We start from the raw sequence: 26,085 nt of genomic DNA, 5'->3' as shown, positions 1-26,085 counted from the left end.
GGACTACCTGCATTTTCCGGATACCGCAAAATGCACTGCATCCACAAACACGCCTGAAAAAGCCTTTGTCATCCGCTTCATACATGGATCTGCAAAGATCACGTCATATCCGCCCTGCTCTGCCAGTTCCATGTAATCTTCCTCATCCCTTAACGACACATCGCCCTCCTCCAGGAGATCTTTTTCCATGGAAAACCAGCTTGCCACGGTGATCTCTCCGTCCGCACCACGTTTCCGTAGCTCCTCTCTTATGGAACCGGCCATCACCTGCTGCTGCACGATGAGAATCTTTTTTCCTGTATAATCCATATCAGGAACCAGCTCTTCCGCCAGAGGATATCCCACCTCATAAGGTGTTCCGAAGGTTTTCTCCAGATATCTGGCACATTCCAGTGCCGCAGGAGAAACCACGATATTTTTTTCCGCAGAGGAGGCTTTTTTTACCTCATCAAGCCCGTCTCCCATTCCGTAGCAGACTGCTCTCTGTCCTCTGGCACGGAATTTTTCACGGATCTTGTCTGCTGCTTTCAGGTCACTGACATCCTGAGGTGTCATTCCGAGAACTCCTGTCCTACCAGCCTCCACAGGCAGCTTTTCCCGGGCAAAGGCTTTAAAAAGCTCCAGATAAGCCTTCCGCTCTCCCCCATCATAAAGCTCCATTCCGTTGGTATTTACCGTAAGCACCGGAAGATCTGTTTTCTTCTCGCACATCCGCCGCAGTGCCTGATGATCCGTTCCGATCACAGCAGGTACCGGTGTTCCGATAATGGCTGCAAAGCCTGCCTCCACCTTTTCTGCTGCATCCACAAGCTTGGCAACCAGGCGGTCATCCCGTCCCAGGATGGCATCCATATCCCGAAGTCCTGCGCTGAATACCGCACTTTTCTGTTCAAACCATCTTGGTTCATCAAAGCCGCAGACATTTCCCGCACATCCTCCTGCATCACAGATCACGATGATCCCGCCAAGCTCATACAGCACTGACACAGCTCCGGACTGATCCGGTGCAAAGGGTGTCAGATATTTCCGAAGTCCTCTCATACCTTTTCTCCCTTCTGCAAAACTTTCTCTGTCAGTGTTTCAAACAGCCTGCGTACCCCCGCATAGCCATAGGGCTGCCGGTCCTGATTCCACACGGCATTTGGCTGATCCCGGTGATAATATCCTGCATCCTTTCCTATAGTAAGATTCACTCCGCTCCCGGACGGATCGTAATACAGCATGGTGGGTTCCATATTGGAAAAAACCTTTGTATCCGGACTCAATTCCGCAAGATGCCGTATATATACAAAATTCTCGGCTGTGATAGTTCCGTAGATCTCCGGCACCCGGAAACCATACCGCACCAGGGCAAGGGCCAGCTCAAAGGGATCTCCGTTCATGCACTCCCCTACTGCAAAAGACGCATCCGGACAGACCTCCCGGAATCGCTCCACAGCCTCTTCTGCTGCTTTTTTATACACTTCCTGATCAAAAGAGACTCCAAGGACCTGTCCCAGGGCACGATACTGATTTTCAATCTTATCTGTCTGGTAGAGCCTCCGAAGCTCAATAAAAGGAATCTTCAGCCGGTCATGAAAATCCTCCGCTGCAAACCTTGCTTCCGGATGAAGCACCAGATTAAAATTGGCCTGTGACATGGTCTGATATTCTTCATAATCCTTACATCCTGAGATCTCATGGATGGTCTTTACGCCTGCCTGCTGCAGCAGCTCATACATCTCGCAGTCATCAACCAGCGGCGAAAAAAATCCCAGAAGATTGACCACATTTCCCTTTTTCTTCTGTGGCTCAAGGAGTGAGTATAAGGACTGGCGCACATGGACCATAGGCGGCTTTCTGCCCTCACGTGTCAGTGCGTACATGTAACAGGGGCGCACCGGAATATCCACCTTTTCCTCTGCCTTCCGGCAGACACGTTCCATATCCGTTCCCAGAAGTGCATCCACACAGGTGATACAGATCATCACCACAGACGGCTTCTTCTCACAGCAGTCGCAGATCTCTTTTACCGCTTTCGGGATCTTTTTCAGGTGACGGCCTGTAACAATATCCGTCTCGTCCATCATCAGATAAAAAAATCGATCATTGTACTCCGGCAGGGAGCTGATAAGAGAGGTATTTCTTCCGCAGCATCCCGGTGCCACGATCAGCATAATGGAATCCGGCACTGCAAGCCCGGCCCGCTTTACGCCAAAGCCCTCCGCTCCCGGAGAGTTAAATGCCAGAGTTGCCGGAGAGCTGTAGATCAGATGCTTCCCGGAGATCATCTGCGGAGGGATCGCTTCCAGCCCGCCCCGGGCCAATTCTTCTGCAGTTGCAAAATATGCTTTCTTTTTCATATATCCTCCTTCTCCGTTTCTTCAATTTCCAACAGCTTCCTGGCCAGTTCAAAAAATTTCTCACTGATCTCAGAATTCTCATCTCCCTCGATCACCGTTTTGCCCTGATCCTCCCATCGGATGATCTCGTCACTTCTCGGGATCTCACCCACGACCGGGATGTTATTTTTTTCTGCAAAAGCATTTACTTTTTCCGTTTCATTCTCCACATTCCTGTGATTCAGCACGATCCCGAAGATCCTCGCATAGCTTCGATCCTCAAAATTCCGCACAGCACTGGAAATATTATTGGCTGCATAGAGTGCCATTTTCTCTCCGGATGTGACAATGAGTACTTTTTCCGCATAGCCCTCCCGGATCGGTGCCGCAAAACCACCGCATACTACATCTCCAAGAACATCGTAAAGCACTACATCCGGCTTCCAGGTCTCAAAAAGCTTCAGATCCTCCAGAAGCTGAAAGGTTGCGATGATACCTCTGCCTGCACAGCCAAGTCCCGGCGTGGGGCCGCCGGTCTCAATGCAGAGAACTCCACCAAAGCCCTCCTTTGAAATATCCTCCAGCTTTTCCGGCTCCTCATCCTCTTCCCGCATATAATTCATTACCGGCCGTAGAGGTTCTCCCCCAAGAAGATTGATGGTGGAATCCGCCTTGGGATCACAACCGATCTGGATCACTCTCTTCCCCATGGCTGCAAAAGCCGCCGCCAGGTTGGACGTCACTGTAGACTTTCCGATACCGCCCTTTCCGTATACTGCTACCTTCAGCATAAAATCCTCCCTAATTCATTCTGTTCGCTCCCGCAGGTATTTTTCATAAAAAAAGCTCTTTCACGCACAAGGTGAAAGAGTCCCGTATTCCGCTCACAAACCAAAGTCAAGCGGATATTCGCGATCCGAATTTGCTGCTTGTTCATAACCGAATAACTGCTTCGCAGCTGATTCGGTTAAGCTGTGCCGGATGAACAACGATTCCTGCTCGGATATTCCTTGCCGTCAAAGTCTGTTTCCTGCTGTATTTTGTTTTAATGCCTCATCCGGATAGAAAGAAAATATTTCGTTCCGTCTGAATTTTTCTGTTTTTATTATACAATGGTGTACATTAGTGAGTCAATTGCAACTCTGACTTTTTATATAAAAAAAAGGCCCCCCGGCGAAATATTTTTAAGCATTTCGCCGAGAAGTCTCTTCTCTGATCTGCCGGCTCAGAAGCCGCGGCAAAGTTATTCTTATGATAAAGCTTTACTGGATAGAAACTACGTGATATCCTCTGTCTTCCACTACCTTCTTAAGCTCTTCGTTGGAGATCTCTCTGTCGTAGGAAACCACTGCCTCACCTTTTTTCAGGCTTACTTTTGCTGCCGCACCGTCAATGCGGTTGATCGCTCTTGTGACGCTGGCCACACAGTTCTCACAGTGCATGCCTGTGATCTTCATGGTTTTCTCACCCAGCTTGGTTCCATCCAGCTTCTTCTTCGGGATCTCCGGCTTGCTGCCGCCTCCGCAGCAGGCGCCTTCGCCCTTCAGATGTTTATATGCGCCTTTTCCGGCAAACAGCATAATGATGATAACAACGATGACAACAATTGCATTTGCCATGATTTCTTTCCCTCCTGGTTACTTATGCATTCCACTGCAGCCGGAGCAGCCGGAACAATGACCGGAGCAGCTGCCGCCACAGCCTCCTGTACGTGTGTTACCGGCACAGCCGACACAGCTGAGCCCCTGTTTCTTTCTTGAATAGAGATAACTGATCACAAATACGCCATATGCGATCACCAGTGCCAGTACAATAATATCCGCTATCATACTCATATCTGTCACCCTTTCTTTCGCTGTACAGCCTGTGAACTGCTGCCAGCCTCTGCTGAATACTTTTGTAAAAAAACTTCCTTATTTCTTCAAGTTTATTATAGCACAGAAGACCAGGTATTTACATCCCCGGTCTCCTGCATTTCTTATCATTTCAGCTGTTCTTACAGCATCATTTCAAAGCTGTCATATGTACCGGATCGTTACTGTATGACCGGTTTTCAATTACTCTGTGCCTGTACAGATCTCTTTGTAACATCGTTCTGGTTCTTGTACGGATCTGGTCTGAACAGAAGGAAGAGCAGGATTGCTGCAAGGATCAGCGCTACGATCGTTCCAATTCCGAAGGAACCGGCACCTGTGACAACAAGACCGATCTGGTATACACAAAGTGTTACAACATAAGCAAAAATGTTCTGGAAGAGAATTGCAAACCAGAACCATTTTCTGGACTGCATCTCATGTGCCATTGTAGAAATAGCTGCAAGGCACGGAGAGTCAAGCAGGTTGAACAGCAGGAAAGAAAATGCTGCTACTGCTGTCGGGAACCATGTTTTGATCGCTGCACCAACGATCATGGTATCCTCTGCATCATCACTAGCTACGTTTGCAAGAACACCCATTGTACTTACAATGGACTCTTTTGCGGAGAATCCGGAGATGGAGGCTGCAACCGGCTGCCATTTGCCAAATCCAAGAGGAGCAAAGATCGGAGCAAGGATACCGCCAAGGATAGCCATGATACTGTCGTTGCTGTCCTCAACAAATCCGATTCCGCTTCCTGTATTTCCGATGCTGGAAAGGATCCACATGATAACGGTTGCAAGGAAAAGAATGGTACCGGCTTTGATGATGAAGCCTTTCAGTCTCTCCCAAACATGAAGCAGAACTGTCTTTACAGACGGAATGTGATACTGTGGAAGCTCCATTACGAACGGAGCAGGTTTGCCGGAGAACGGTTTTGTTTTCTTCAGGATGATCGCAGCTACAAGAACTGCTACAACACCGATAAAGTACATCAGTGGTGTGATGAAACCAGCAGCTACGTAGTCACCGGTTACATAAGCTGTCATGATACCACCCATAAGAGCGATAACAGGAAGCTTGGCACCACATGGAATAAATGTTGCTGTCATGATCGTCAGACGACGGTCATTATCTGCCTCAATCGTTTTGGAAGCCATGATTCCAGGGATTCCACAGCCGGAGGAGATAAGAAGCGGGATAAAGCTCTTTCCGGAAAGTCCGAAATGACGGAATACACGGTCCATGACGAACGCGATACGAACCATGTAACCGCAGTCCTCAAGGATGGAAAGGAACAGGAACAGGATCGCCATCTGCGGAACGAATCCAAGCACTGCACCAAGACCACCGATGATACCCTGTGATACAAGGCTTACCAGCCAGTCAGCAACACCGGCATTGCCGAGTCCATCCGACACAACACTCTGGATGGTTCCCACAAAGCTGTCGTTTGTCCAGTCTGTTACCATGGTACCAACTGTTGTTACCGATACATAATAAACGATGAACATGGTAAGGATAAAGATCGGAAGACCGAGAACACGGTTTGTTACGATGCGGTCGATCTTATCGGAAACTGTCATCTTATTTCCGCTTCTCTTAACGTTTGCAGAAACAACCTTCTGGATGTACTGATATCTTCCATCCGTTACGATACTCTCTGTATCATCATCCTCTGCCTTCTCAAGGCCAGAAGCAATCTCCTCGATCCTGGACTGTGCAGAAGCCGGAAGGTTCAGACCTTCTTTTACCTTGCTGTCTCTCTCAAGAAGCTTTACTGCATACCATCTCTTGTTCTCCTCAGCAATGTTTGCAGGAACAAATCCCTCGATCTCATTTACAGCTTTTTCTACTGCTTTCGGAAATTCCATCTGCTTCGATGGTACTCTGTGCTGGTTCGCACATTTGATTGCCTCATCGACAACCTCTTTAAGGCCTGTTCCCTTAAGAGCAGAGGTCTCAACGATCGGGCATCCAAGCGCGGAGCTTAAGCCTTTTACATTGATATGGATGTTGTTCTTCTTCAGAAGATCCACCATATTAAGAGCGATAACAACCGGGATACCGATCTCAAGAAGCTGGGTTGCAAGATACAGGTTTCTCTCGATGTTTGTTGCATCCACAAGATCGATGATCACATCCGGTTTCTCTTTCAGAAGGTAATCACGGCTGACAACCTCCTCAAGTGTATACGGGGAAAGTGAATAGATACCCGGAAGGTCTGTTACCGTTACATCCTTCTGGTTTTTCAGCTTACCCTCTTTTTTCTCTACAGTAACACCTGGCCAGTTACCAACGTACTGGTTCGCGCCTGTAAGAGCATTGAACATTGTAGTCTTACCACAGTTCGGGTTTCCGGCAAGAGCTATTGTTACAGACATTTTGCATCCTCCTTTTTTCAGGTCAGAGCCTGACGCTCTGTCATTTTTCGAAGCTTATTTCACTTTACTTCCACACATGCTGCGTCATGCTTACGCAGGGAAAGCTCATAACCTCTGATGGTGATCTCAACCGGATCTCCAAGAGGAGCTACCTTTCGGATATAAACCTCGCTGCCTTTTGTGATTCCCATATCCATGATACGACGCTTGTAAGCCGGGTCGCCGGTGATCTTGGAAACAACTACTGTAGAACCTACTGCTGCATCACGTAAAGTCATTTCTCTTTTCCTCCCTGTTCATATTCCAATTCCTAATCTATCCTCAACTGCGCCTTCCGCAGTTTGGGGCAAATCCACTACCGGTCACTGCCGCACAGTCCGGTCACACCATAATGTGTCTGGCCATTTCCTTATTGACTGCTACTCTGGAATCCTTGACATTTACGATCAGATTGCCGTCAAACTGGGAAATAACTGTCACTTCCGCATTCTCAACAAAACCAAGGCCTGCAAGAAATCTTCTTGTATCCTCCGCTCCGGAAATACGCTTGATCGTGCCAGTATCACCTGACTGTAAAAATAAAATCGGCTGCATGGAATCCCTCCATTTCTTTCTATTAATTAACTCCGTCTAATTAGTTATTTCTAACTCATAGGTTAGTTTATACTAAGTTTTTTCAAATGTCAATCCCCTAAATGAAAAAAGTTAATCAAGATTAAGTTTTTATAAACAAAATATAAAAAAAGTTCCTGCATTCTGAGGTATTTCTGTCTGGCAGAAGGTTACCTCAGAATGCAGGAACTCTGTTCTGATTCTTTTTCTGTTTGCAGCCTGTTAAGCTAAAAACCCCTTCCGGAACTTTTTCTTTCTTCCGTGCTGCTCATATTTTTATCTCTTAGTGGATCTGATCATCCAAAAGCTTCAGAATCAGATTCTCCGTTTCATTGATCCCGTAGCTTGCACTGTTGATACAAAGATCGTAGTTATCCGGCTTGCCCCACTGAGCTCCGCCGTAAAAATTGTAATACCGTCTGTGCTGGCTGTCCATCTTCTTCAGGAAACGGACTGCCTGCTTCATATTCATCTTCCGTACATCCATAACATGCTGCACACGGATAGCAAAAGGAGCTGTGATAAACAGACTGATATGCGGAATGTGGTTGTTCTTGAGGATCGCATCCGCACACCTTCCCATAATGATGCAGTCCTCTTTTGAGGCCAGATTGCAGATCAGGTCACTCATGTTAAAGAATACCGCATCCTGTTTCGGAAGACCATGGTAACGGTTGAATTCCCGGAACCAGCCCCTGGGATCAGATTTATGCTTCTTCTCATATTTATTGAAATCCGCAAAATATTCCGCATCGTTGACCGCGCCCTTTTCCGCCTCAAGACGCCTTAATACCTGATCAAAGATCTCCACATCATAATAGTTGATCCGAAGCTTGTCTGCCAGTCCGAAACCGATATCATTGCCGGCACTTCCCTGTGTACGGCTGATGCAGATGACCAGATGGTCATTCTCAGAGATTTTTTCCCTGTGCTTGATCATATGATTCAGTGCCACACGTTCCTTGTCCATGATATCCGTAGCAACAAAAGTCTCCGGCAGCGTCAGGATCTCCTGAAAGATCTCATCATATTTCTTCATGAGACGGCTTTTTTCTTCTTTATCCTTGATGGTCCTGGCCATGTTGCTGATCAGTGCCATCTCGCTTCGAAGAAGATGTCCGTCCGGTTTGGTATACATCAGAGCACTTAAGTTCCGGATAGTGCCTTCTCTGTCACCGGTGAAGGTACGTCCAAGGGAAGATCCTACGCTTTCATAAACCTCGCCATCCAGTTCATAAAGCCTGGTGGCAAGCTCTCTGCATTTCTCTCGAATGTTATTATCCTGCATATTGATCCTCCTCCCTTATAAAAAGAATACCAGCATATCGATGATGAACACCGGTACCAGGAAACAAATGGACCATGCCATATATCCGAAGAAGGACGGCATGTTGATACCATTTTCGTCAGAAAGTGTCTTGACCATAAAGTTCGGAGCATTGCCGATATATGTATTGGCGCCCATAAATACAGCACCGCAGGAAATCGCAGAAAGAAGCTTTACAGGAACCGTTCCCAGCGTTGTTGCGATTCCGTTTGTAAATCCGAGAGTTCCCGCTGTTGTCAGAAATACCAGATAGGTCGGTGTATTATCCAGGAAGCTGGACAAAGCTCCGGTCGCCCAGAACATCTGGTACGGCTCGGTGATACCGAGATTCGGTCCTACTGCTTTCAGAAGCATCAGGGCCGGCTGCATGGTGATAAAAATACCGATGAAAAGTACTGCAACCTCCTTGATCGCACCCCAGGTAAAATGGTTCCGCACACGGATCCTTTTATCTGTTGTTTTAAAGGACAGAAATGCAGCTGCCAGGATCAGGACGATCTCAATGATCGACGGGAGGCCTAAAGTAACCTCACCAAAAATATGAAGGCCCTTTACATTTCCGGCCGCATCCTGGAATGCAGGCATACCGGGAAGCATTCCGCTTAAGATAACACCCACAACGATCATCACAAGGAAGATGATATTATGAAGACCCTCGATCTTAAACTCGGTACCCGGTTTGCTGATATCCGGTTTACGTCCCTCTGAGATATCCTTCTTGTAAGAGCGCATATCCAGATGATAGAACACAAACAGAAGGATCACCATATTAAAGATAAGTACCGGAAAAAGATGAAGGCTCCAGAAAAACGGAACTCCTCGCATGAAGCCCATCAGAAGCGGCGGATCACCGATCGGTGTCAGGCAGCCACCCATGTTGGATACCATAAAGATGAAAAAGATCATGATATGACCCTTTCTCTTTCTCCAGGAATTCATTTTGATCACCGGACGGACCATCAGCATGCTGGCTCCGGTAGTTCCGATACAGCTGGAAAGCAGGGTTCCCAGTGCAAGAAGTCCTACATTTACTCTTGGCGAGCCCGCAAAATCACCCTCAACTGTAATGTTACCGGATACACAGAACAGTCCGAATAGCAGGATGATAAATGTAAGATAGTCATTGATCACGCACTCTAGCACTGTTTCCGCAGTTTTTCCGGCACCGTAAACAACTGCAAACGGAATGATCATAAGAACGATCCAGAATGCAACCACAACGGGCTGATGTGACTCCCACCACTCACCCTTTACCAGCGGCATCACTGCAACACACAGAAGAAGACCCGCAAAAGGGATACAAAGCCACACCGGCACACCAGATCCTGTCCCACCGTTTCCGGCTGCCCATACACCCACAGGACATGCCAGAAATACTGTCAGAAAAGTACACATGACGGTTAATAATTTTTTCAAAATTTTCACCCCTCACATAAATTTTTTTACTAGTGAAATTATAACATATGGCGTTCTAAAATCAACTGTGTAGATGTGCAATTTATCCTCAAACCCTCTCTCTTTTTTGTGCATTTTGTCGGTGTATCATAGCAGTTTTTGTTTATTTTCAAACACACGACCAGATTTTCGGATACTGTTTTCTATATCTGTTATATAATTTATATATATTGTCTCTCTGACAAAAAAAGCAGCCGTATTCTCCATCGGCACACTACCCTTTCCGGAAAATACTGCTGCTTTTATATCTGTTATTTTTTTATTATTCCATACACTCGTCAAGGATCTCTGCCATCTTGTCGATATCCTCTTTTGTGATCACAAGAGGAGGAACAAGGCGGAGAACATCACTTCCTGCTGAGATCACCAGAAGGCCCTTTGCAAGAGCTTTTTTCACCACATCTCCTACCGGACGTCCCTTGATCACGATACCCTGCATGAAGCCTTTGCCTCTTCTTGTTTCCGCACAGTCATGCTTTGCAACCAGTTCGTCCAGCTTCTCCTCAAAATACGGAGTAAGTCCCTGCACATGGGAAAGGATCTGATCCTTTTCAAAAATATCAAATACCTTGCTGACGGCTGCACATACGAAGGGATTTCCACCGTAAGTGGTTCCGTGGTCGCCTGGCTTCAGGGAAGCTGCAGCTGCTTTTTTGTTCAGCACAAAAGCACCTACCGGAACTCCACAGCCAAGTGCTTTGGCACAGGTCATGATATCCGGCTGTACTCCATATGCCTGCCATGCAAAATAATGTCCGGTACGTCCCATACCGCACTGGATCTCGTCCAGGATCAGGATGATATCCTTCTCATCACAAAGCTTACGTAAGCCTTCCAGGAACTCTTTTGTAGCCGGATAAATACCTCCTTCTCCCTGTACGGTCTCGGTGATGATGGCACAGGTCTTATCTGTGATCTGAGCCTTTACACTCTCAAGATCATTGAAATCTGCAAATTTCACCCCACCCATCAGAGGCTCAAAGGGTTCTCTGTAATGTGCATTGCCTGTCACGGAAAGAGCGCCGATGCTGCGGCCGTGGAAGGAATGGTTCATGGCAATGATCTCATGGTCTGCATGGCCATCTCTTTCGTAGGCATATTTCTTGGCAGCCTTCAGAGCACCCTCAATGGCCTCTGTACCACTGTTTGTGAAGAAAGCCTTTTCCATATGGCTTGTCTGTACAAGTCTGGCTCCTGCATCAATGATCGGCTCATTGTAGTACAGGTTGGAAATATGCATCAGCTTGTCAATCTGGGATTTCAGTGCTTCATCATAGCCCGGATAATGATATCCCAGGGCATTTACAGCGATACCGGCCGCAAAATCCAGATATTCCTTTCCTTCGGAATCATAGAGGTAACAGCCATCGCCTTTTTCAAAAACTACCGGAAAACGGTTATATGTATGAAGAATACTGGCTTCAGATTCTTCCATCTGTTCATTCATGCTCATTGTAATATTTCTCCCCATCATCTTTTAAAATTGCAGTACCAATACCTTTGTTTGTAAAGATCTCAAGCAGTAAGCTGTGCGGGATCCTTCCATCCAGGATATGAACTCTGTTTACACCATGCTCGATAGCGTCGATACAGTTTTTCAGCTTCGGGATCATACCGCCGCCCACAGTACCATCTGCGATCAGATTCTCAGCCTCATCTACACGAAGCTCGGAGATCAGAGTGGAGGGATCATCTGCATCCCTGTAAACGCCCTCAATATCGGACAGGAAGGCAAGCTTCTCTGCCTCAACTGCCTCTGCAATGGCGCAGGCTGCATCGTCCGCATTGATATTGTAGGAATCAAAATTTTCATCAAAGCCGATCGGGAATACGATCGGAAGGAAGTCTCTTTCCAGAAGGTCATGAAGGATCTTCGGATTAACCTTTGTAACCTCACCTACGTAGCCGATGTCTTCGCCTTTGGAAAGCTTCTTTTTGCACTGGAGAAGACCGCCGTCCTTACCGCTGACACCTACAGCCTGTACGCCGAGAGATTCTACCAGAGTAACAAGCTCCTTGTTTACTTTTGCAAGAACCATCTCTGCGATCTCCATAGTGTCTTTGTCCGTTACACGGAGACCGTTTACAAAATGCGGCTCCATGCCGACTTTACCGACCCAGCGGCTGATTTCCTTGCCGCCGCCGTGAACAATGATCGGTTTGAAACCGACTAATTTCAGAAGGACTGCGTCCTTGATGACGTTACGCTTTAATTCTTCATCAAGCATGGCGCTTCCGCCGTATTTGATGACTACGATCTTGCGGTTGAACCGCTGGATGTATGGCAGGGCTTCTATGAGAACCTCTGCTTTGTCAAGATATTTCTGATTTACCATGTGGGTGTCTCCTTTTTTTGAAAAATGATATGGATTGAAAAAGGTTTTGTTGTTGTATGTTGGAGGGATTTCTTTTTTATTATAATTTTGTCTCAGCTGACAGCCGTGGATTTGCGAGGAGGGGAGGCACTCGGAGTTCCGAAGGCCGTTTCCCCTCCTCGCGCTCCTCCCCTCCGGCCACGGGAAACGGGCTGTTGCCCGCGTTGCGGGCAAAGCGCCTGCTGCGGACAGGCTGTCGCAGACAGCCGCTTCCGACGCGCTTTCGCCAAAGGCGAACAGCTCGTCAGTCTGCCTTCGGCAACTGAAGTTTAACCCGACATAACTTCCGGGCTCCCGCTCCGAGGTTCCTCACCTTCGTCACTCAGTTTTCGTCAACTAAACCTCAACACGCCTCAACTTCAGAGCTCCCGCCCTGCAGGTTCTCACGTTCGTCACTCAGTCTTCGTCGACTGAAGTTCTACATGCCACAGCCAAGCGTGCCCAACGGAGGGGGTTCTTAGGGGGAGCGTGCGGGCTTCGCAACTTTGAGCTCGCTCCCCCTAAGGGTTTTCTCAGCTTACAAACTGAAACAAAACTACAACTAAAATCCACCATAAAAAACATTCTACAGAGCTCTTACATCAAGAACGATAATCCGCATTGATCTTTATGTAATCATAGGTGAGGTCGCATCCCCACGCAGTTGCGGATGCATCTCCCATCTTCATATCCGCAATGGCTGTCACTGCCTCTTCAGAGAGGATCTTAGTTGCTTCCTCTTCGCTGTAGCCTGTAGAAACTCCATTTTCAATGATCTTGATCTTTCCTGCTTTGCTCTCAAAGTAGAGATCTACCTTTTCCGGATCGAACTGGACGCCGGAGTAGCCGAGGGCGCAGAGGATTCTTCCCCAGTTTGCATCATGGCCGTAAATGGCTGCCTTTGTTAAGGAAGAGGTTACTACGGATTTACTTAAGGTTACGGCTTCTGCCTTGGTGGCTGCGCCGATGACCTTGACCTCGAAGAGTGCAGTTGCACCTTCTCCGTCACCTGCGATCTTTTTGGCAAGGGTTGTGTTTACGTAGTTAAGAGCTTTTTTGAACTCTTCATAATCTGCGTTTTTCTCTGTGATCTTCGGATTGCCGGCCTGGCCGTTTGCAAGGAGGAGGACGGTGTCGTTTGTGGAGGTATCTCCGTCAACGGATACCATGTTGTAGGTGTCCTTGATATCCTCGCTGAGTGCTTCCTGAAGAAGTTCCTTTGAGATATCCACATCACTGGTGATAAATCCAAGCATTGTGCACATATTGGGGTGGATCATTCCGGAGCCCTTGCACATACCGCCTACCGTTACGGTTTTTCCACCGATCTCGATCTCTACCGCTGCCTCTTTCTTCTCGGTGTCTGTTGTCATGATGGCTTTTGCTGCCTCAAGGCCTGCCTCGCGGCTTCCCTCAAGCTTCGGTGCCATGGCTTTTACTCCGTTTGCGATACGGTCGATGGGAAGCTGCATTCCGATGACACCGGTGGATGCTACCAGTACGCTGTCTTCCGGAATCCCAAGGCTTTCGGATGCTGCCTTGGCTGTTTCCCTGCAATAGCCGAATCCTTCCTCGCCGGTACATGCGTTGGCGATTCCGCTGTTGCAGATCACAGCTCTTGCACCCGGGTGATTATATACAATGTCCTGATCCCATCTTACAGGAGCTGCTTTTACCACATTGGTCGTGAAAGTTCCTGCAGCCACACAGGGGACCTCACTGAATACCATAGCCATATCGGTACGGCCTTTATATTTGATCTCTGCTGCAGTTGACGCTGCCTTAAAACCTTTTGCGGCTGTAACGCCGCCGTCGATGATCTTCATATTATATATCTCCTCTCAATGGTGATGCCGGATCGAATATCGCAGTTCATTCGTTTAAAGTCCTTCGGCATCCCCCATATTTTATTTGTGATCTGCCTGTTTTACGGGCACATCGGAATCTGTTTCAGTCCTTCGTTCTCGTCAAATCCAAACATCAGGTTCATGTTCTGAACAGCCTGTCCTGCTGCACCCTTTACCAGGTTGTCGATAGCGCCCATCATGATGACTCTCTTTGTTCTCGGATCGATCTTGAAGTTCACGTCCACAAAATTGCTGCCTTCTACATTTCTTGTCTGCGGGCATACATCCTTGTTCAGGACACGTACAAAGAACTCGTCTTTATAATATTTGTCATAGGCTGCTTTTACTTCCTCGTAGGTAACATCCTTGGTCAGGGAGGCATATGCTGTTACCAGGATCCCACGGTTCATCGGAACAAGATGCGGGGTAAAGTTGATCATCACTTCCTGTCCGCATGCATATCCAAGCTGATCCTCGATCTCCGGTGTATGTCTGTGTGTGGCAACACCGTAAGCTTTGATGCTCTCGTTTACCTCACAGTAGAGATTCGGAACCTTGGCTCCTCTTCCTGCTCCGGAGGTTCCGGACTTGGCATCAATGATAATGGTATTCGGATCAATGAGGCCTTCCTTTAACAGCGGATAAATAGACAGTGTGGAGCATGTCGGATAGCATCCCGGGTTGGCGATCAGCCTTGCATTCTTAATATCCTCACGGTTGATCTCGCAGAGGCCATAAACAGCTTCCTCGATAAACTGCGGAGCCTTATGCTCGATCCCGTACCACTTCTCATATTTTTTCACATCTTTAATACGGAAATCTGCGCTTAAGTCGATCACCTTACATTTGGAAAGGATTTCTTCAGTAATAAGGGATGCACAAAGGCCCTGTGGTGTTGCGGTAAAGATCACATCCACCTCATCTGCAAGTGCAGCCATGTTGTCATCCATACATTTGGCATCCACCAGCCTGAAAAAATTCTGATAAATATCTGCATACTGCTGATCTATGTAGCTTCGGGAGCCGAACCATTTGATCTCAACGTCCTTGTGTCCAAGAAGAAGTCTTACGATCTCATTTCCTGCGTATCCTGTCGCACCGATAATTCCTGCTTTAATCATCTTTCACATTCCTCCTCTGCCGTTTTCCTACGGCTTAATACACCCTGCAGAAGCGCTTGCTATTCTTATTTATGTTTCTTTTTTATGTCTTCTGATATCTGAACCTTCTGCCCAGGTCAGACGGACATCTTAACCCTGTTTGTACTGCCAGCTCATATGTCCGCCTTGTCAATGGATAGATTATACATCTTCTCTGCATATTATGCAATAGTCATTTTCTTTGATTTTTCACGGTCTTTTCTGTTTTTCCTGTATTTTCTTATAATATTGCCTACTTTTTGATGCATTTTTATGCAAAATTTTTTTCATATTTTTCAAATTATCTCTTGCATATTTATAAAATCTGGTGTATATTAAGCCATGTCGACAGGGCAGCCGAAAATTTTGTTTTGTTGTACATGAATATTTATTCACTCTGGTAAAGTTATAAAACAGCATAATTTTTCCAGATAACGTAAAAAAATTCACCGTCCCGGAAATGTCCGGAGCGATACAAAATCAAAAAAATCCCAGGAGGACATATATTATGAAAGAAAAAGTTGTTTTAGCGTATTCCGGTGGTCTTGATACCACAGCCCTGATCCCGTGGCTGAAAGAAACCTTTGATTATGACGTTGTCTGCTGCTGTGTAAACTGCGGACAGGGAAACGAGCTGGACGGTCTTGAAGAGAGAGCAAAAATGTCCGGTGCTTCCAAATTATATATCGAGGATATCGTCGATGAGTTCTGCGATGATTTCATCATGCCGTGTGTAGAGGCTGGTGCTGTATACGAGCATTCCTATCTTCTCGGAACTTCCATGGCTCGTCCGGTCATTGCCAAGAAGCTGGTTGAGATCGCACGTAAAGAGGGTGCCGTTGCTATCTGCCACGGTGCTACCGGTAAAGGAAATGACCAGATCCGTTTCGAGCTTGGCATCAAGGCTCTCGCTCCGGACATCAAGATCATTGCTCCATGGCGTATGACAGATCTGTGGACCATGCAGTCCCGTGAAGATGAGATCGAGTTCTGTAAGGCTCATGGCATCACTCTTCCATTTGATGCAAGCCACAGCTACAGCCGTGACAGAAACCTCTGGCACATCAGCCATGAGGGACTTGAGCTTGAGGATCCATCCCAGGCTCCGAACTATGATGACATGCTTGTATTAAGTGTAACACCGGAGAAGGCTCCGGATAAAGAAACTGAGATCACCATGACATTCGAGCAGGGTGTTCCGAAAACACTCAACGGAAAAGCAATGAAGGTTTCCGAGATCATCACAGAGCTGAACAAGCTTGGCGGTGAGAACGGCATCGGTATCGTTGATATTGTTGAGAACCGTGTTGTTGGTATGAAATCCCGTGGCGTTTATGAAACTCCTGGCGGAACGATCCTGATGGCAGCACATGACCAGCTTGAGGAGCTGATCCTTGACCGTGAGACAATGGAAGCCAAGAAAAAGCTTGGCAGCCAGTTTGCACAGGTTGTTTACGAAGGAAAATGGTACACACCTCTCCGTGAGGCTATCCAGGCATTTGTTGAGTCCACTCAGAAATATGTTACCGGTGAGGTTAAATTCAAGCTTTACAAAGGAAACATCATCAAGAATGGTACAACCTCTCCGTACAGCCTTTACAATGAGTCTCTTGCTTCCTTCACAACCGGTGATATGTATGATCATCATGATGCAGACGGATTCATCACTCTGTTCGGTCTGCCGCTGAAGGTTCGTGCCATGAAGCTTGCAGAAGTTAAAAATAACCAGAATCAGAACTAATTTTGTTGGACATTGTTCCGACAGATCATAAGAATGCCCCGGGAAGCTATATAAGTTCCCCGGGGTCTTTTGTTATATACTGCTTTGATCACATAATACCTAATAAACGAAAGGATTTTTTATCATGAACTCACAGAGAATGCCTCTGAAAAATTCTCTCTGCCTGCTTCTGGCCGCAACGATCTGGGGAATCGCCTTTGTTGCCCAGAGTGTGGGCATGGAATATGTCGGCCCCTTCACCTTCAACGGCGTCCGTTCCCTGATCGGTGCCGCTGTCCTGGTTCCGGTGCTCTTTATCCTGAACCGTTCCGGAAATAAATCCTCTGCTGCCACAGACTCCGCAATACCGGAATCCTCATCAGCACCTTCAGAAAAAGCTGTATCCCCCACGCCATATAACAGCCGTGACCTGTGGCTGGGCGGCATTGCCTGCGGATTTGCTCTTTTTGCTGCCAGCAGCTTCCAGCAGTTTGGTATCCAGTACACAACAGTAGGAAAAGCCGGCTTCATCACCGCCTGTTACATTGTCATCGTCCCGATCATCGGAATTTTCCTGAAAAAGAAATGCAGTCCCTTTATATGGGCAGCCGTTGTCATGGCACTGGTCGGACTTTATCTTCTCTGCATCACAGACGGATTTTCCATTGGCCTCGGAGATATTCTGGTGCTGGTATGTGCTTTTCTCTTTTCCCTGCACATTCTGGTTATTGACTATTTTTCCCCGAAGGCAGACGGTGTAAAGCTTTCCTGTATCCAGTTTCTGGTCTGCGGGATCCTGTCCATGATCCCGGCACTTATTCTGGAACATCCGCAGATTTCTTCCATTCTCACTGCCTGGCTGCCGATCCTGTATGCTGGTGTGATGTCCTGCGGTGTTGCCTACACCCTGCAGATCGTAGGCCAGAAAAATGTGAATCCCACCGTTGCTTCTCTGATCCTTTCTCTTGAATCCTGCATCTCCGTGCTTGCAGGCTGGGTGCTCCTGGATCAGAAGCTTTCCATAAAAGAGCTCCTTGGATGTGTCATCATGTTTGCAGCCATCATCCTGGCACAGCTGCCGGAAAAGGAAAAAGATAATAAATAAAAAACAGGCAGCCGGTTTGGTATTTTACCTTCCGGCTGCCTGTCTGCATGTTTCTTAGTCTGCTGTTTCTTCCTTCTTAATAAAGTTATTATAATGTGCCTTGATCTTCTCAAAGCTCTCCTGGCTGATGTCGTGCTCCATCTTGCAGGCATCCTCCATTGCGATCTCTGCCGGAACCCCAAGTCCCTCCAGCATCCTGGCAAGAACAATGTGACGCTCATAAATCTGATTGGCGATCTCTGCCCCCTTCTCCAGAAGTGTCACGGTACCGTAACGGTCCATGGCAATATAACCATCCTCACGAAGAAGCTTCATTGCGTGACTGACGCTTGGCTTGGAAACACCAAGTCTGGTCGCAATATCAATGGAACGAACTCCTCCTCCTTTTTTGGATAAAACCAGAATTGACTCAAGATAATCCTCCGCTGACTGTCTGATTTCCATATAAAATCCTCCCTGCAAAAATTTAACTCTATATAGACCCTCTAAAGGGATCTGAATCCCATTCCTTCCCTGTTCTACAGGCGAATATTAACTTTTAATATACCGCTTAAAGGATGTTGTGTCAAGCATTTCGCACATGTTTATCTTGACATTAAAAATATTTTCCCCGATAATAGTAGCTGAACAATATATCTGTTCTATAGCAGCCCGGAATCCTTTCCAGTGGTGCTGTCTTTTGAACAGTAAAGAAAGGAGATTTTTTATGCTCAAAACCCTTCTGGCCCAGGTCAGGGAGTTTAAAAAGGCATCGTTTCTCACGCCTTTTTTCATGATCCTGGAAGTTCTCTTTGAGACTCTGATCCCCCTGGCCATGGCTTCCATCATTGATAAGGGTGTGGAAGCCGGAAATATCGGCCATATCCATCGGATGGGTGCAGTTATGGTAGTTCTTGCCCTGTGCGGACTCTGGTCCGGCGTCATGGGAGGAAAATACGGAGCACTGGCTTCCACAGGCTTTGCCAGAAACCTCCGAAAAGCCATATACACCAACATCCAGACCTTTTCTTTTTCCAACATCGACAAATACAGCACTGCCGGCCTGATCACCCGTCTTACCACTGATGTGACCAACCTGCAGAACGCCTATCAGATGATCCTTCGTATGTGTACCCGTGCACCGGCCAGTCTGATCTGTGCCATGGTCATGGCGTTTCTTATCAATGCAAAGCTTGCAAGCATCTATCTTGTCGCTGTTATCTTCCTGGGAGCCTGTCTGATCTTTATCATGAGAAAAGCAACGGTATATTTTCAGACCGTATTCCGTAAATATGACGACCTGAACGCAAGTGTCCAGGAAAACATCGGCGCTGTGCGTGTGGTCAAGGCCTATGTCCGCGAAGACTACGAGATCAGTAAATTCCAGAAAGCCTGCAACAAAGTATACGAAATGTTCTTAAGTGCTGAGAAGATCGTTGTCATGAACATGCCCCTGATGCAGTTTACCGTTTATGCCTGTATCCTGGGGATCAGCTGGCTCGGCGCCAAAATGATCGTAGGCAGCTCCCTTACTACCGGTGAGCTTATGAGCCTTCTCACCTACTGCATGAACATTCTCTTGAGCCTTATGATGCTTTCCATGGTTTTTGTTATGGTGACAATGAGTATTGCCAGCGCAGAGCGTGTTACGGAAGTCATCAATGATACTGCGGACATCACAGATCCGGAGGATCCGGTAACAGATGTCCCGGACGGAAGTATCGTCTTCGATCACGTGAATTTCAGCTATAAGAAAGACAGTCAGGAACCCGTTCTGAAGGATATCAATCTCTCGATCCGTTCCGGCGAGACCATAGGGATCATCGGCGGTACCGGAAGTGCAAAATCCAGCCTTGTCAACCTGATCAGCCGTCTTTATGACGTAACGGATGGTTCTGTTTCCGTAGGAGGCATCGATGTCCGTAAATACCATCTGGAATCTCTCAGAAATCAGGTTTCCGTTGTTCTTCAGAAGAATGTACTCTTCTCAGGAACCATTCTGGAAAATCTCCGCTGGGGTGACAAAAATGCCACAGAGGAGGAATGCCGCCGCGCATGCCAGCTTGCCTGTGCCGATGATTTCATCGAAAAAATGCCGGACAAATACAATACCTTCATTGAACAGGGCGGCTCCAATGTTTCCGGAGGCCAGAAGCAGCGTCTCTGTATTGCCCGTGCTCTTCTGAAGAAGCCGAAGATACTGATCCTGGATGACTCCACCAGTGCGGTAGATACTGCCACAGATGCAAGGATCCGCCATGCCTTTGCCGAGGAGATCCCGGATACCACCAAGCTGATCATCGCACAGCGTGTTTCCAGCATCCAGAACGCGGACCGGATCATCGTTATGGATAACGGTGAGATCAACGGTTTTGGTACCCACGAGGAGCTTCTTAAGACCAACGCCATTTATCAGGAAGTATTTCATTCACAGACCGGCGGCGCCGGTGATTTTGACGAGGGAGGTGAGCCGGCTTGAAAAAACAGAACATGAAAGGCCCGGGCGGTCCTGGCCCAAGGGGTATGGGAGCACCGGAGCAGCCGGGAAAGCTTCTGGGACGCCTTGCCCGTTATATCTTTAAAAACTACAGTATCCATATCGTGATCGTGGTGATCTGCATTTTTGTCAGTGTTCTTGCCAATGTACAGGGAACCATGTTCATGAAAACCCTGATCGACCAGTATATCACACCGCTTCTCTCAGCAGATACACCGGATTTCGGGCCTCTGGCTGCAGCCATCGCACGTGTGGCATGCTTTTACGCCATTGGTGTTATTGCCACCTATACTTATAACCGTATCATGATCAATGTTTCCCAGGGAACCTTACGTAACCTCCGAAACGATATGTTTGCAACGATGGAAACGCTTCCCATCAAATATTTCGACACTCACGCACACGGCGATATCATGTCCATCTACACCAACGATATTGATACCCTGCGCCAGATGATCAGCCAGAGCTTTCCGCAGCTGCTTTCCAGTGTGATCACCATCGTCAGTGTTCTTGTAAGTATGCTGATCCTGAATGTTCCGCTTACTGTAGTTACCCTGCTTATGGTTGCCATTATGATGACTGCCAGCCGGAAGCTTGCAGGTTTAAGCGGAAAATATTTCCTGGAGCAGCAGACCAACCTTGGTATTGTCAATGGTTATATCGAAGAGATGATGGAGGGTCAGAAGGTTGTCAAGGTCTTCTGCCATGAGGACGAAAGCATCCGGAAATTCGATGAACTGAACGACCAGCTTTTCACCAGCGCAGACAATGCAAACCGTTTTGCCAACATCCTGATGCCTGTGGTCGCACAGCTTGGAAATGTCAGCTATGTGATCTGCGCCATGGTGGGCGGTATCCTTGCAATCAACGGCATCGGCAGCTTCACACTTGGCGGGCTTGCCAGCTTCCTGACCTTCAATAAGAGCTTCAACATGCCTATCAACCAGGTCAGCCAGCAGTTCAACAGTATTGTTATGGCTCTTGCAGGTGCAAAACGTATCTTTGATCTTCTGGATGAAAAACCGGAAGTGGATGAAGGCTACGTTACTCTCGTCAATGCAAAAGAGGAAAACGGTGTTCTTACCGAATCCGACAAACGTACCGGCCGCTGGGCATGGAAGCATTTCCACAAAGCTGAGGGTACCACTGATTATATCGAGCTGAAGGGTGATATGGTCCTGGAGGATGTAGACTTTGGTTATAATTCCAACAAGATCGTTCTCCATGACATCAACATGTATGCACAGCCAGGCCAGAAGATCGCTTTTGTAGGCTCTACCGGCGCCGGAAAAACCACCATCACCAATCTTCTGAACCGTTTTTACGACATTCAGAAGGGTAAGATCCGTTATGACGGCATCAACATCACCAAGATCAAAAAAGATGACCTCAGACGCTCCATGGGCATCGTTCTTCAGGATACCAACCTGTTCACAGCAACCGTTATGGAAAATATCCGCTACGGAAAGCTGGATGCCACAGATGAGGAGGTTATCGCAGCAGCAAAGCTTGCCAACGCCGACGGTTTCATCCGCAGGCTTCCACAGGGTTATAATACCCTTCTCCGCGGAAACGGCGCAAACTTAAGTCAGGGCCAGCGACAGCTTCTCTCCATTGCCCGTGCAGCCGTTGCAGACCCGCCCGTCCTGATCCTGGACGAGGCCACCAGCTCCATTGATACCCGTACCGAAAAGCTTGTACAGGATGGTATGGATAAGCTGATGGAAGGCAGGACGACCTTTGTGATCGCCCACAGACTTTCCACAGTACGCAACAGTGACTGCATCATGGTCCTGGAGCAGGGACACATCATCGAGCGTGGTTCCCACGGGGAGCTGCTTGCACAGAAGGGCCGGTATTATCAGCTGTATAACGGCTGATCCAGGCTCACAGTTATTTTCGATCTAAAATATTCAATACCAAAAATATGCAGGGTGTATCTTTTCTGATAGTCCTGCATGTTTTTTTATGCTATAATCTTTGATTGAAATCTATTTTTCCGGAAAGGAGTCTCCGTATTTTTATATATGAAACAAACTGAAGAATATTACTACGGCAAAATGTCGAAAGATAAACAAAACGTGTACCGTGCAATGCTTCACGGGCTTATGGAGCTTTCCGACGAGTTCCTGATCCCGCAGGTACCAACCACCGATGGAAACCACTTTTATTACCGCGAGAAAAAGCTGTCCTTCACCAAATTGGAAGACGTATACAAACGAGCCCTCCAGGCCGCAGGAAAGACACGGGACAAAAAAGCCATCATCACACTCAACTGGCCTCAGGCTGTACTGCGATTTCATTTTGGGGAACAGCAGGCGGAAGGGAAGGTATTTATTGAGGAAGTGAATGAAGGGGAGAAATTGTAACGTCATTTAAGAAATTCGATAGAGTCAAAATGCCACATATCCTTATGCATATGTGGCATTTTTCTGTGAATATAATTCTAAAAATTAAAAGACTTTCCATAAATCAGATTTATAGAAAGCCTCTTGATCACTGCGGATAACAGGACTTGAACCTGCACGGTTGCCCACTGGTACCTAAAACCAGCGCGTCTGCCAATTCCGCCATATCCGCATATTCAATTATATTTTCATCCTGTCTGATGATAAAAAAATAACGGAAAGCAAATGCTTTCCGCTAATGAGGCATCGGGGATTCGAACCCCGGACAACTTGATTAAAAGTCAAGTGCTCTACCGACTGAGCTAATACCCCATAAAAAAGGACTGGGCTAGCTGGATTCGAACCAGCGAATGCAGCAGTCAAAGTGCTGTGCCTTACCGCTTGGCGATAGCCCAATGGGCGAAGGGTGGATACAGGGATTCGAACCCTGGGCCTCCAGAGCCACAATCTGGCGCGCTAACCAACTGCGCTATACCCACCACAACGTGCCTGAAGGGATTCGAACCCCCGACCCACGGCTTAGAAGGCCGTTGCTCTATCCAGCTGAGCTACAGACACATGCTCTCTTCTCAGAGAAGCGGGTGATGGGAATCGAACCCACGTATCCAGCTTGGAAGGCTGGTGTTCTACCATTGAACTACACCCGCATGCTTGCGGTAATAAGTTTACAGCAGTCGGGGTGACAGGATTCGAACCTGCGGCCTCCTGGTCCCAAACCAGGCGCTCTAGCCAAACTGAGCCACACCCCGATGTACCATTTACTTATGGTTTTTATTAAGTTGTTGTCGTCTTCGTTTGTGTTTCGTTTTCGTTTTCTGCCTGACGACAAGTGATATTATATTATAGCAATCTACAAATGTCAACACCTTTTTTGAATTTTTTTAAAAAAACTTTTTTTCACGTTTTTTCCGCCTATTTAAAGGTTTTCTTGTCATTTGCGACTGGCTTATGGTATCATGAAACCATAATTTAAGTCAAGAAAAAAAACAAGTACTAAGGAGATGTTTTTACATGGATATAAAATTATTTCAGCAGAAGCTTAATGACATCTGTGCCATTGCTGAGGAAAACAATAAGCAGCTCTCCCAGCAGCAGATCCGTGACCATTTCGATGAATCGGATCTGAGCACTTCACAGCTTGTAAAGATCCTGCAGTATCTCAAATTAAAAGGGATCACCATCGAAGGCGCCGATGAAGGCACCGGTGCTGCCAGAGCAGATGCTGTTTCATCCGAATCCAGCGACAAGGAAGAGCTTCCGGGTACCCGTGCTGCTCTTACTGCCGAGGAACAGGCCTATCTCAGTGACTATATGGAAAGCTTTTCCCCGGAAGGACTTGATCCGGATGATCTTGCGTCCCTCTTTCAGGCCTTTGCAAAGGGAGACACTGCTGCCGAAGGTGCACTGACACAGTTCTACATGGCTCAGGCAGCCCAGATGGCCGCTGAACTGAACTGTGAGGAAATCCACCTGGCCGATCTCATTCAGGAGGCAAATCTGGCCCTTCTGGCGTCTCTCAAAGAGACAGACCCACAGGAGAAAAACGATACCTGGATGCGTGGTCGTATCCGCAGTGGGATCCTTCATGCCATTGAGGAACAGACACAGCAGAAATTCCGTGACGACTATCTGGTATCCAAGGTAGAAAACCTGGAGGCTGCGGTTAAAGAACTCACAGACGATGATGACGCCACCAAATTCACCATTGATGAACTTGCCGTGATCCTGGATATGAATGTGGATGAGATCCGGGATGTACTTCGCCTTACCGGAGATGATAAATAAAGCTTTCTTCATATTCTTCACAAAAACGGGTCTGACATAGCTTGTCAGACCCGTAATCTTAATATTCTTTATGCTTTTTCTTCCCGTTTCAGCTCCGCCGGTTCTGCCAGATGGATCTTTCCTTCCCGAAATATGTGGTCAGAAGTTCTTTCAGAATATCCGTGCTCATAGCCTGATACATCAGCGCTTCTTTTTTTACTTCTATATAAAGATGCAGATATGGGCGTTTTTTCTCATTATATTCTTTCACTGCGATCCAATCCGTAACCGGCTGCCCGGACAGCTGGATCACACTTTTGATACCATTTTCCGAAATCCTGGTAAAGCCTGCGATATCAATGATCCACGGAACACGGTCTATGTACTCAAATCTTGGGATCTGTGTCCGATCCTCCTGGTTGGTAAGACCCACGCACCGATACATATCTCCCACACGGTACCTGGCAAAGGCTCCGCCCTTCAACACAGTGATCACAAGCTCATATTTCTCCCCGGGAACAACCTCATCCATAAGATAGGTCGGAGGAGTGAACGTGGGATCCTCATAATTATGAAGCATATCCGCATAATCCTCATAAGTGGTAAGAGGTACCAGCCGACGGAACTCGTCGATCCCGGATGGCCTCCTGCCCTTCAGAATGCTTTTGCCCAGTTCACAGTCTGACCAGAGCTGGATCTGCTCTTCCATCAGGCGATTCTGGATCTTCATGTAATCCTGCATTGTCAGATCAAGAAATCCGGCCAGGCAAAAATAAAATCCGGCGAACCACAGAACGCCAGGATGTCGGCAGAGTGCATAACACCCCCTGTATAGGCCAGCCTTTCATGATTTTCTTTGACTATATGTCTCATCAAAGGGCAACGCAAAAAACAATGTATAGATCAACAGTCCCAGAAACAGGATCGCTGCTGTCAGAAAAACAGCAGAAATAAAAAAAGAACTTCCCCGCCGCGGCCAGCAGCTCCGGATCACCAGACCTGTTGACACTGCGATCAGGAAACATCCTATGCTAAAAAACGGATGAAGAAAGCTTTTTTTCAATCGGATACTGTTATGATCATACAGGAAGCAGCATAAAAAGCCGATACTCCCTATAATAAACCGCAGTCATGTGTATTTTCTCCCTTCATTTATGTAAAGCGGACCTTCTCATTCCGCTCTGCTGCATTCTCAGGAACGAGACCCCTTCATGGTCAGTACCCTAAAGAACGCTCTATATTACTAAAAAAACTACTTGTTCGTTATATAGCACATAGCTGACTTTCGCAATCGTTTTTGACTAATATATGCTGAAT

23 protein-coding genes and 7 tRNA genes are annotated in these 26,085 nt (G+C 47.2%); 6 read left to right on the top strand and 24 right to left on the bottom strand.

What is annotated here, in order from left to right; genetic code table 11:
- Positions 1-3 precede the first annotated feature (3 nt).
- The 15 genes from V9W66_RS13705 to argC form a co-directional block, all read right to left on the bottom strand.
- Entirely contained in the window at positions 4-1,041 is a 1,038-nt protein-coding gene (locus V9W66_RS13705) for a nitrogenase component 1 (RefSeq protein WP_144092239.1), read from the bottom strand.
- The gene (locus V9W66_RS13700) at positions 1,038-2,342 is read right to left on the bottom strand and encodes a nitrogenase component 1 (protein WP_144092238.1); all 1,305 of its coding nucleotides are present in this window, start codon (positions 2,340-2,342) and stop codon (positions 1,038-1,040) included. The genes V9W66_RS13705 and V9W66_RS13700 overlap by 4 nt, the downstream gene beginning before the upstream one ends.
- Positions 2,339-3,112, bottom strand: a complete 774-nt coding sequence (locus V9W66_RS13695) for a nucleotide-binding protein (protein ID WP_144092236.1) — start codon at positions 3,110-3,112, stop codon at positions 2,339-2,341. Before V9W66_RS13695 ends, V9W66_RS13700 begins: the two co-directional genes overlap by 4 nt.
- A gap of 471 nt (positions 3,113-3,583) precedes the next feature.
- Positions 3,584-3,940 (bottom strand): heavy-metal-associated domain-containing protein, encoded by a 357-nt coding sequence (locus V9W66_RS13690; protein WP_021651583.1) that lies wholly within the window; start codon positions 3,938-3,940, stop codon positions 3,584-3,586.
- An 18-nt stretch (positions 3,941-3,958) separates the two neighbouring features.
- Positions 3,959-4,156: a FeoB-associated Cys-rich membrane protein gene (locus V9W66_RS13685; protein WP_092070282.1), complete on the bottom strand. Its 198-nt coding sequence runs from the start codon at positions 4,154-4,156 to the stop codon at positions 3,959-3,961.
- Between the two features lie 218 nt (positions 4,157-4,374).
- The gene (gene feoB, locus V9W66_RS13680) at positions 4,375-6,561 is read right to left on the bottom strand and encodes a ferrous iron transport protein B (RefSeq protein ID WP_144092234.1); all 2,187 of its coding nucleotides are present in this window, start codon (positions 6,559-6,561) and stop codon (positions 4,375-4,377) included.
- Between the two features lie 59 nt (positions 6,562-6,620).
- Positions 6,621-6,839, bottom strand: a complete 219-nt coding sequence (locus tag V9W66_RS13675; protein WP_015525998.1) for a FeoA family protein — start codon at positions 6,837-6,839, stop codon at positions 6,621-6,623.
- Between the two features lie 103 nt (positions 6,840-6,942).
- Positions 6,943-7,155 carry a FeoA family protein gene (locus tag V9W66_RS13670; protein WP_015525999.1) on the bottom strand — a complete coding sequence of 71 codons (213 nt, stop codon included), beginning with the start codon at positions 7,153-7,155 and terminating at the stop codon, positions 6,943-6,945.
- Between the two features lie 301 nt (positions 7,156-7,456).
- Complete coding sequence (locus V9W66_RS13665; RefSeq protein ID WP_144092232.1) at positions 7,457-8,461, bottom strand: AAA family ATPase; 1,005 nt, start codon at positions 8,459-8,461, stop codon at positions 7,457-7,459.
- 15 nt (positions 8,462-8,476) lie between these two features.
- Entirely contained in the window at positions 8,477-9,916 is a 1,440-nt protein-coding gene (locus V9W66_RS13660) for a sodium:proton antiporter (protein ID WP_144092230.1), read from the bottom strand.
- Positions 9,917-10,042: 126 nt separating this feature from the next.
- Positions 10,043-10,237 carry a hypothetical protein gene (locus tag V9W66_RS13655; protein WP_144100393.1) on the bottom strand — a complete coding sequence of 65 codons (195 nt, stop codon included), beginning with the start codon at positions 10,235-10,237 and terminating at the stop codon, positions 10,043-10,045.
- Positions 10,218-11,408 carry an aspartate aminotransferase family protein gene (locus tag V9W66_RS13650; RefSeq protein ID WP_144100395.1) on the bottom strand — a complete coding sequence of 397 codons (1,191 nt, stop codon included), beginning with the start codon at positions 11,406-11,408 and terminating at the stop codon, positions 10,218-10,220. The genes V9W66_RS13655 and V9W66_RS13650 overlap by 20 nt, the downstream gene beginning before the upstream one ends.
- The gene (gene argB, locus V9W66_RS13645; protein WP_144096138.1) at positions 11,395-12,291 is read right to left on the bottom strand and encodes an acetylglutamate kinase; all 897 of its coding nucleotides are present in this window, start codon (positions 12,289-12,291) and stop codon (positions 11,395-11,397) included. Before argB ends, V9W66_RS13650 begins: the two co-directional genes overlap by 14 nt.
- A gap of 620 nt (positions 12,292-12,911) precedes the next feature.
- On the bottom strand, positions 12,912-14,135 hold the full coding sequence (gene argJ / locus V9W66_RS13640; RefSeq protein ID WP_021650304.1) for a bifunctional glutamate N-acetyltransferase/amino-acid acetyltransferase ArgJ: 1,224 nt from the start codon (positions 14,133-14,135) through the stop codon (positions 12,912-12,914).
- Positions 14,136-14,236: 101 nt separating this feature from the next.
- Positions 14,237-15,277 carry an N-acetyl-gamma-glutamyl-phosphate reductase gene (gene argC / locus V9W66_RS13635; protein WP_144096139.1) on the bottom strand — a complete coding sequence of 347 codons (1,041 nt, stop codon included), beginning with the start codon at positions 15,275-15,277 and terminating at the stop codon, positions 14,237-14,239.
- Positions 15,278-15,803: 526 nt separating this feature from the next.
- Between argC and V9W66_RS13630 the strand changes: the two genes are divergently transcribed.
- Together V9W66_RS13630 and V9W66_RS13625 are read left to right on the top strand one after the other, a co-directional pair.
- Positions 15,804-17,036, top strand: a complete 1,233-nt coding sequence (locus V9W66_RS13630; protein WP_015526007.1) for an argininosuccinate synthase — start codon at positions 15,804-15,806, stop codon at positions 17,034-17,036.
- Positions 17,037-17,175: 139 nt separating this feature from the next.
- Entirely contained in the window at positions 17,176-18,120 is a 945-nt protein-coding gene (locus V9W66_RS13625) for a DMT family transporter (protein WP_144096230.1), read from the top strand.
- Between the two features lie 54 nt (positions 18,121-18,174).
- Here V9W66_RS13625 and V9W66_RS13620 read toward each other — a convergent pair whose 3' ends face one another.
- The gene (locus V9W66_RS13620; RefSeq protein ID WP_021650299.1) at positions 18,175-18,564 is read right to left on the bottom strand and encodes a metal-dependent transcriptional regulator; all 390 of its coding nucleotides are present in this window, start codon (positions 18,562-18,564) and stop codon (positions 18,175-18,177) included.
- 262 nt (positions 18,565-18,826) lie between these two features.
- On the opposite strand from V9W66_RS13620, the gene V9W66_RS13615 reads away from it, so the two are divergent.
- The 3 genes from V9W66_RS13615 (at position 18,827) to V9W66_RS13605 (ending at position 22,965) form a co-directional block, all read left to right on the top strand.
- On the top strand, positions 18,827-20,578 hold the full coding sequence (locus V9W66_RS13615) for an ABC transporter ATP-binding protein (RefSeq protein WP_144096141.1): 1,752 nt from the start codon (positions 18,827-18,829) through the stop codon (positions 20,576-20,578).
- Positions 20,579-20,589: 11 nt separating this feature from the next.
- Positions 20,590-22,476, top strand: a complete 1,887-nt coding sequence (locus tag V9W66_RS13610; protein WP_144096232.1) for an ABC transporter ATP-binding protein — start codon at positions 20,590-20,592, stop codon at positions 22,474-22,476.
- A gap of 147 nt (positions 22,477-22,623) precedes the next feature.
- Positions 22,624-22,965 (top strand): hypothetical protein, encoded by a 342-nt coding sequence (locus V9W66_RS13605; protein WP_144096143.1) that lies wholly within the window; start codon positions 22,624-22,626, stop codon positions 22,963-22,965.
- Positions 22,966-23,096: 131 nt separating this feature from the next.
- On the opposite strand, the gene V9W66_RS13600 is transcribed toward V9W66_RS13605, so the two are convergent.
- The 7 genes from V9W66_RS13600 to V9W66_RS13570 all read right to left on the bottom strand — a co-directional run bounded on the left by V9W66_RS13600 (position 23,097) and on the right by V9W66_RS13570 (position 23,753).
- A tRNA-Leu gene (locus tag V9W66_RS13600) sits at positions 23,097-23,176 on the bottom strand.
- Between the two features lie 67 nt (positions 23,177-23,243).
- A tRNA-Lys gene (locus V9W66_RS13595) sits at positions 23,244-23,316 on the bottom strand.
- Between the two features lie 11 nt (positions 23,317-23,327).
- Positions 23,328-23,399 (bottom strand) — tRNA-Gln (locus V9W66_RS13590).
- A 10-nt stretch (positions 23,400-23,409) separates the two neighbouring features.
- Positions 23,410-23,483: transfer RNA gene (locus V9W66_RS13585), tRNA-His, on the bottom strand.
- Between the two features lie 5 nt (positions 23,484-23,488).
- Positions 23,489-23,562, bottom strand: a tRNA-Arg gene (locus tag V9W66_RS13580).
- Between the two features lie 18 nt (positions 23,563-23,580).
- Positions 23,581-23,651: transfer RNA gene (locus V9W66_RS13575), tRNA-Gly, on the bottom strand.
- Between the two features lie 27 nt (positions 23,652-23,678).
- Positions 23,679-23,753, bottom strand: a tRNA-Pro gene (locus tag V9W66_RS13570).
- Between the two features lie 262 nt (positions 23,754-24,015).
- Between V9W66_RS13570 and V9W66_RS13565 the strand changes: the two genes are divergently transcribed.
- Positions 24,016-24,789, top strand: coding sequence for a hypothetical protein (locus V9W66_RS13565; RefSeq protein ID WP_144096145.1), 774 nt, complete (start codon positions 24,016-24,018; stop codon positions 24,787-24,789).
- A gap of 88 nt (positions 24,790-24,877) precedes the next feature.
- On the opposite strand, the gene V9W66_RS13560 is transcribed toward V9W66_RS13565, so the two are convergent.
- Positions 24,878-25,510 carry a GH3 family domain-containing protein gene (locus V9W66_RS13560; RefSeq protein ID WP_144096147.1) on the bottom strand — a complete coding sequence of 211 codons (633 nt, stop codon included), beginning with the start codon at positions 25,508-25,510 and terminating at the stop codon, positions 24,878-24,880.
- Positions 25,511-26,085: the final 575 nt, after the last annotated feature.

The organism is Blautia massiliensis (ex Durand et al. 2017) (assembly GCF_051861785.1).
In the GTDB taxonomy this organism is placed as follows: Bacteria; Bacillota; Clostridia; order Lachnospirales; family Lachnospiraceae; genus Blautia_A; species Blautia_A luti_A.
This window is presented reverse-complemented; position numbering and strand designations above follow the sequence as displayed.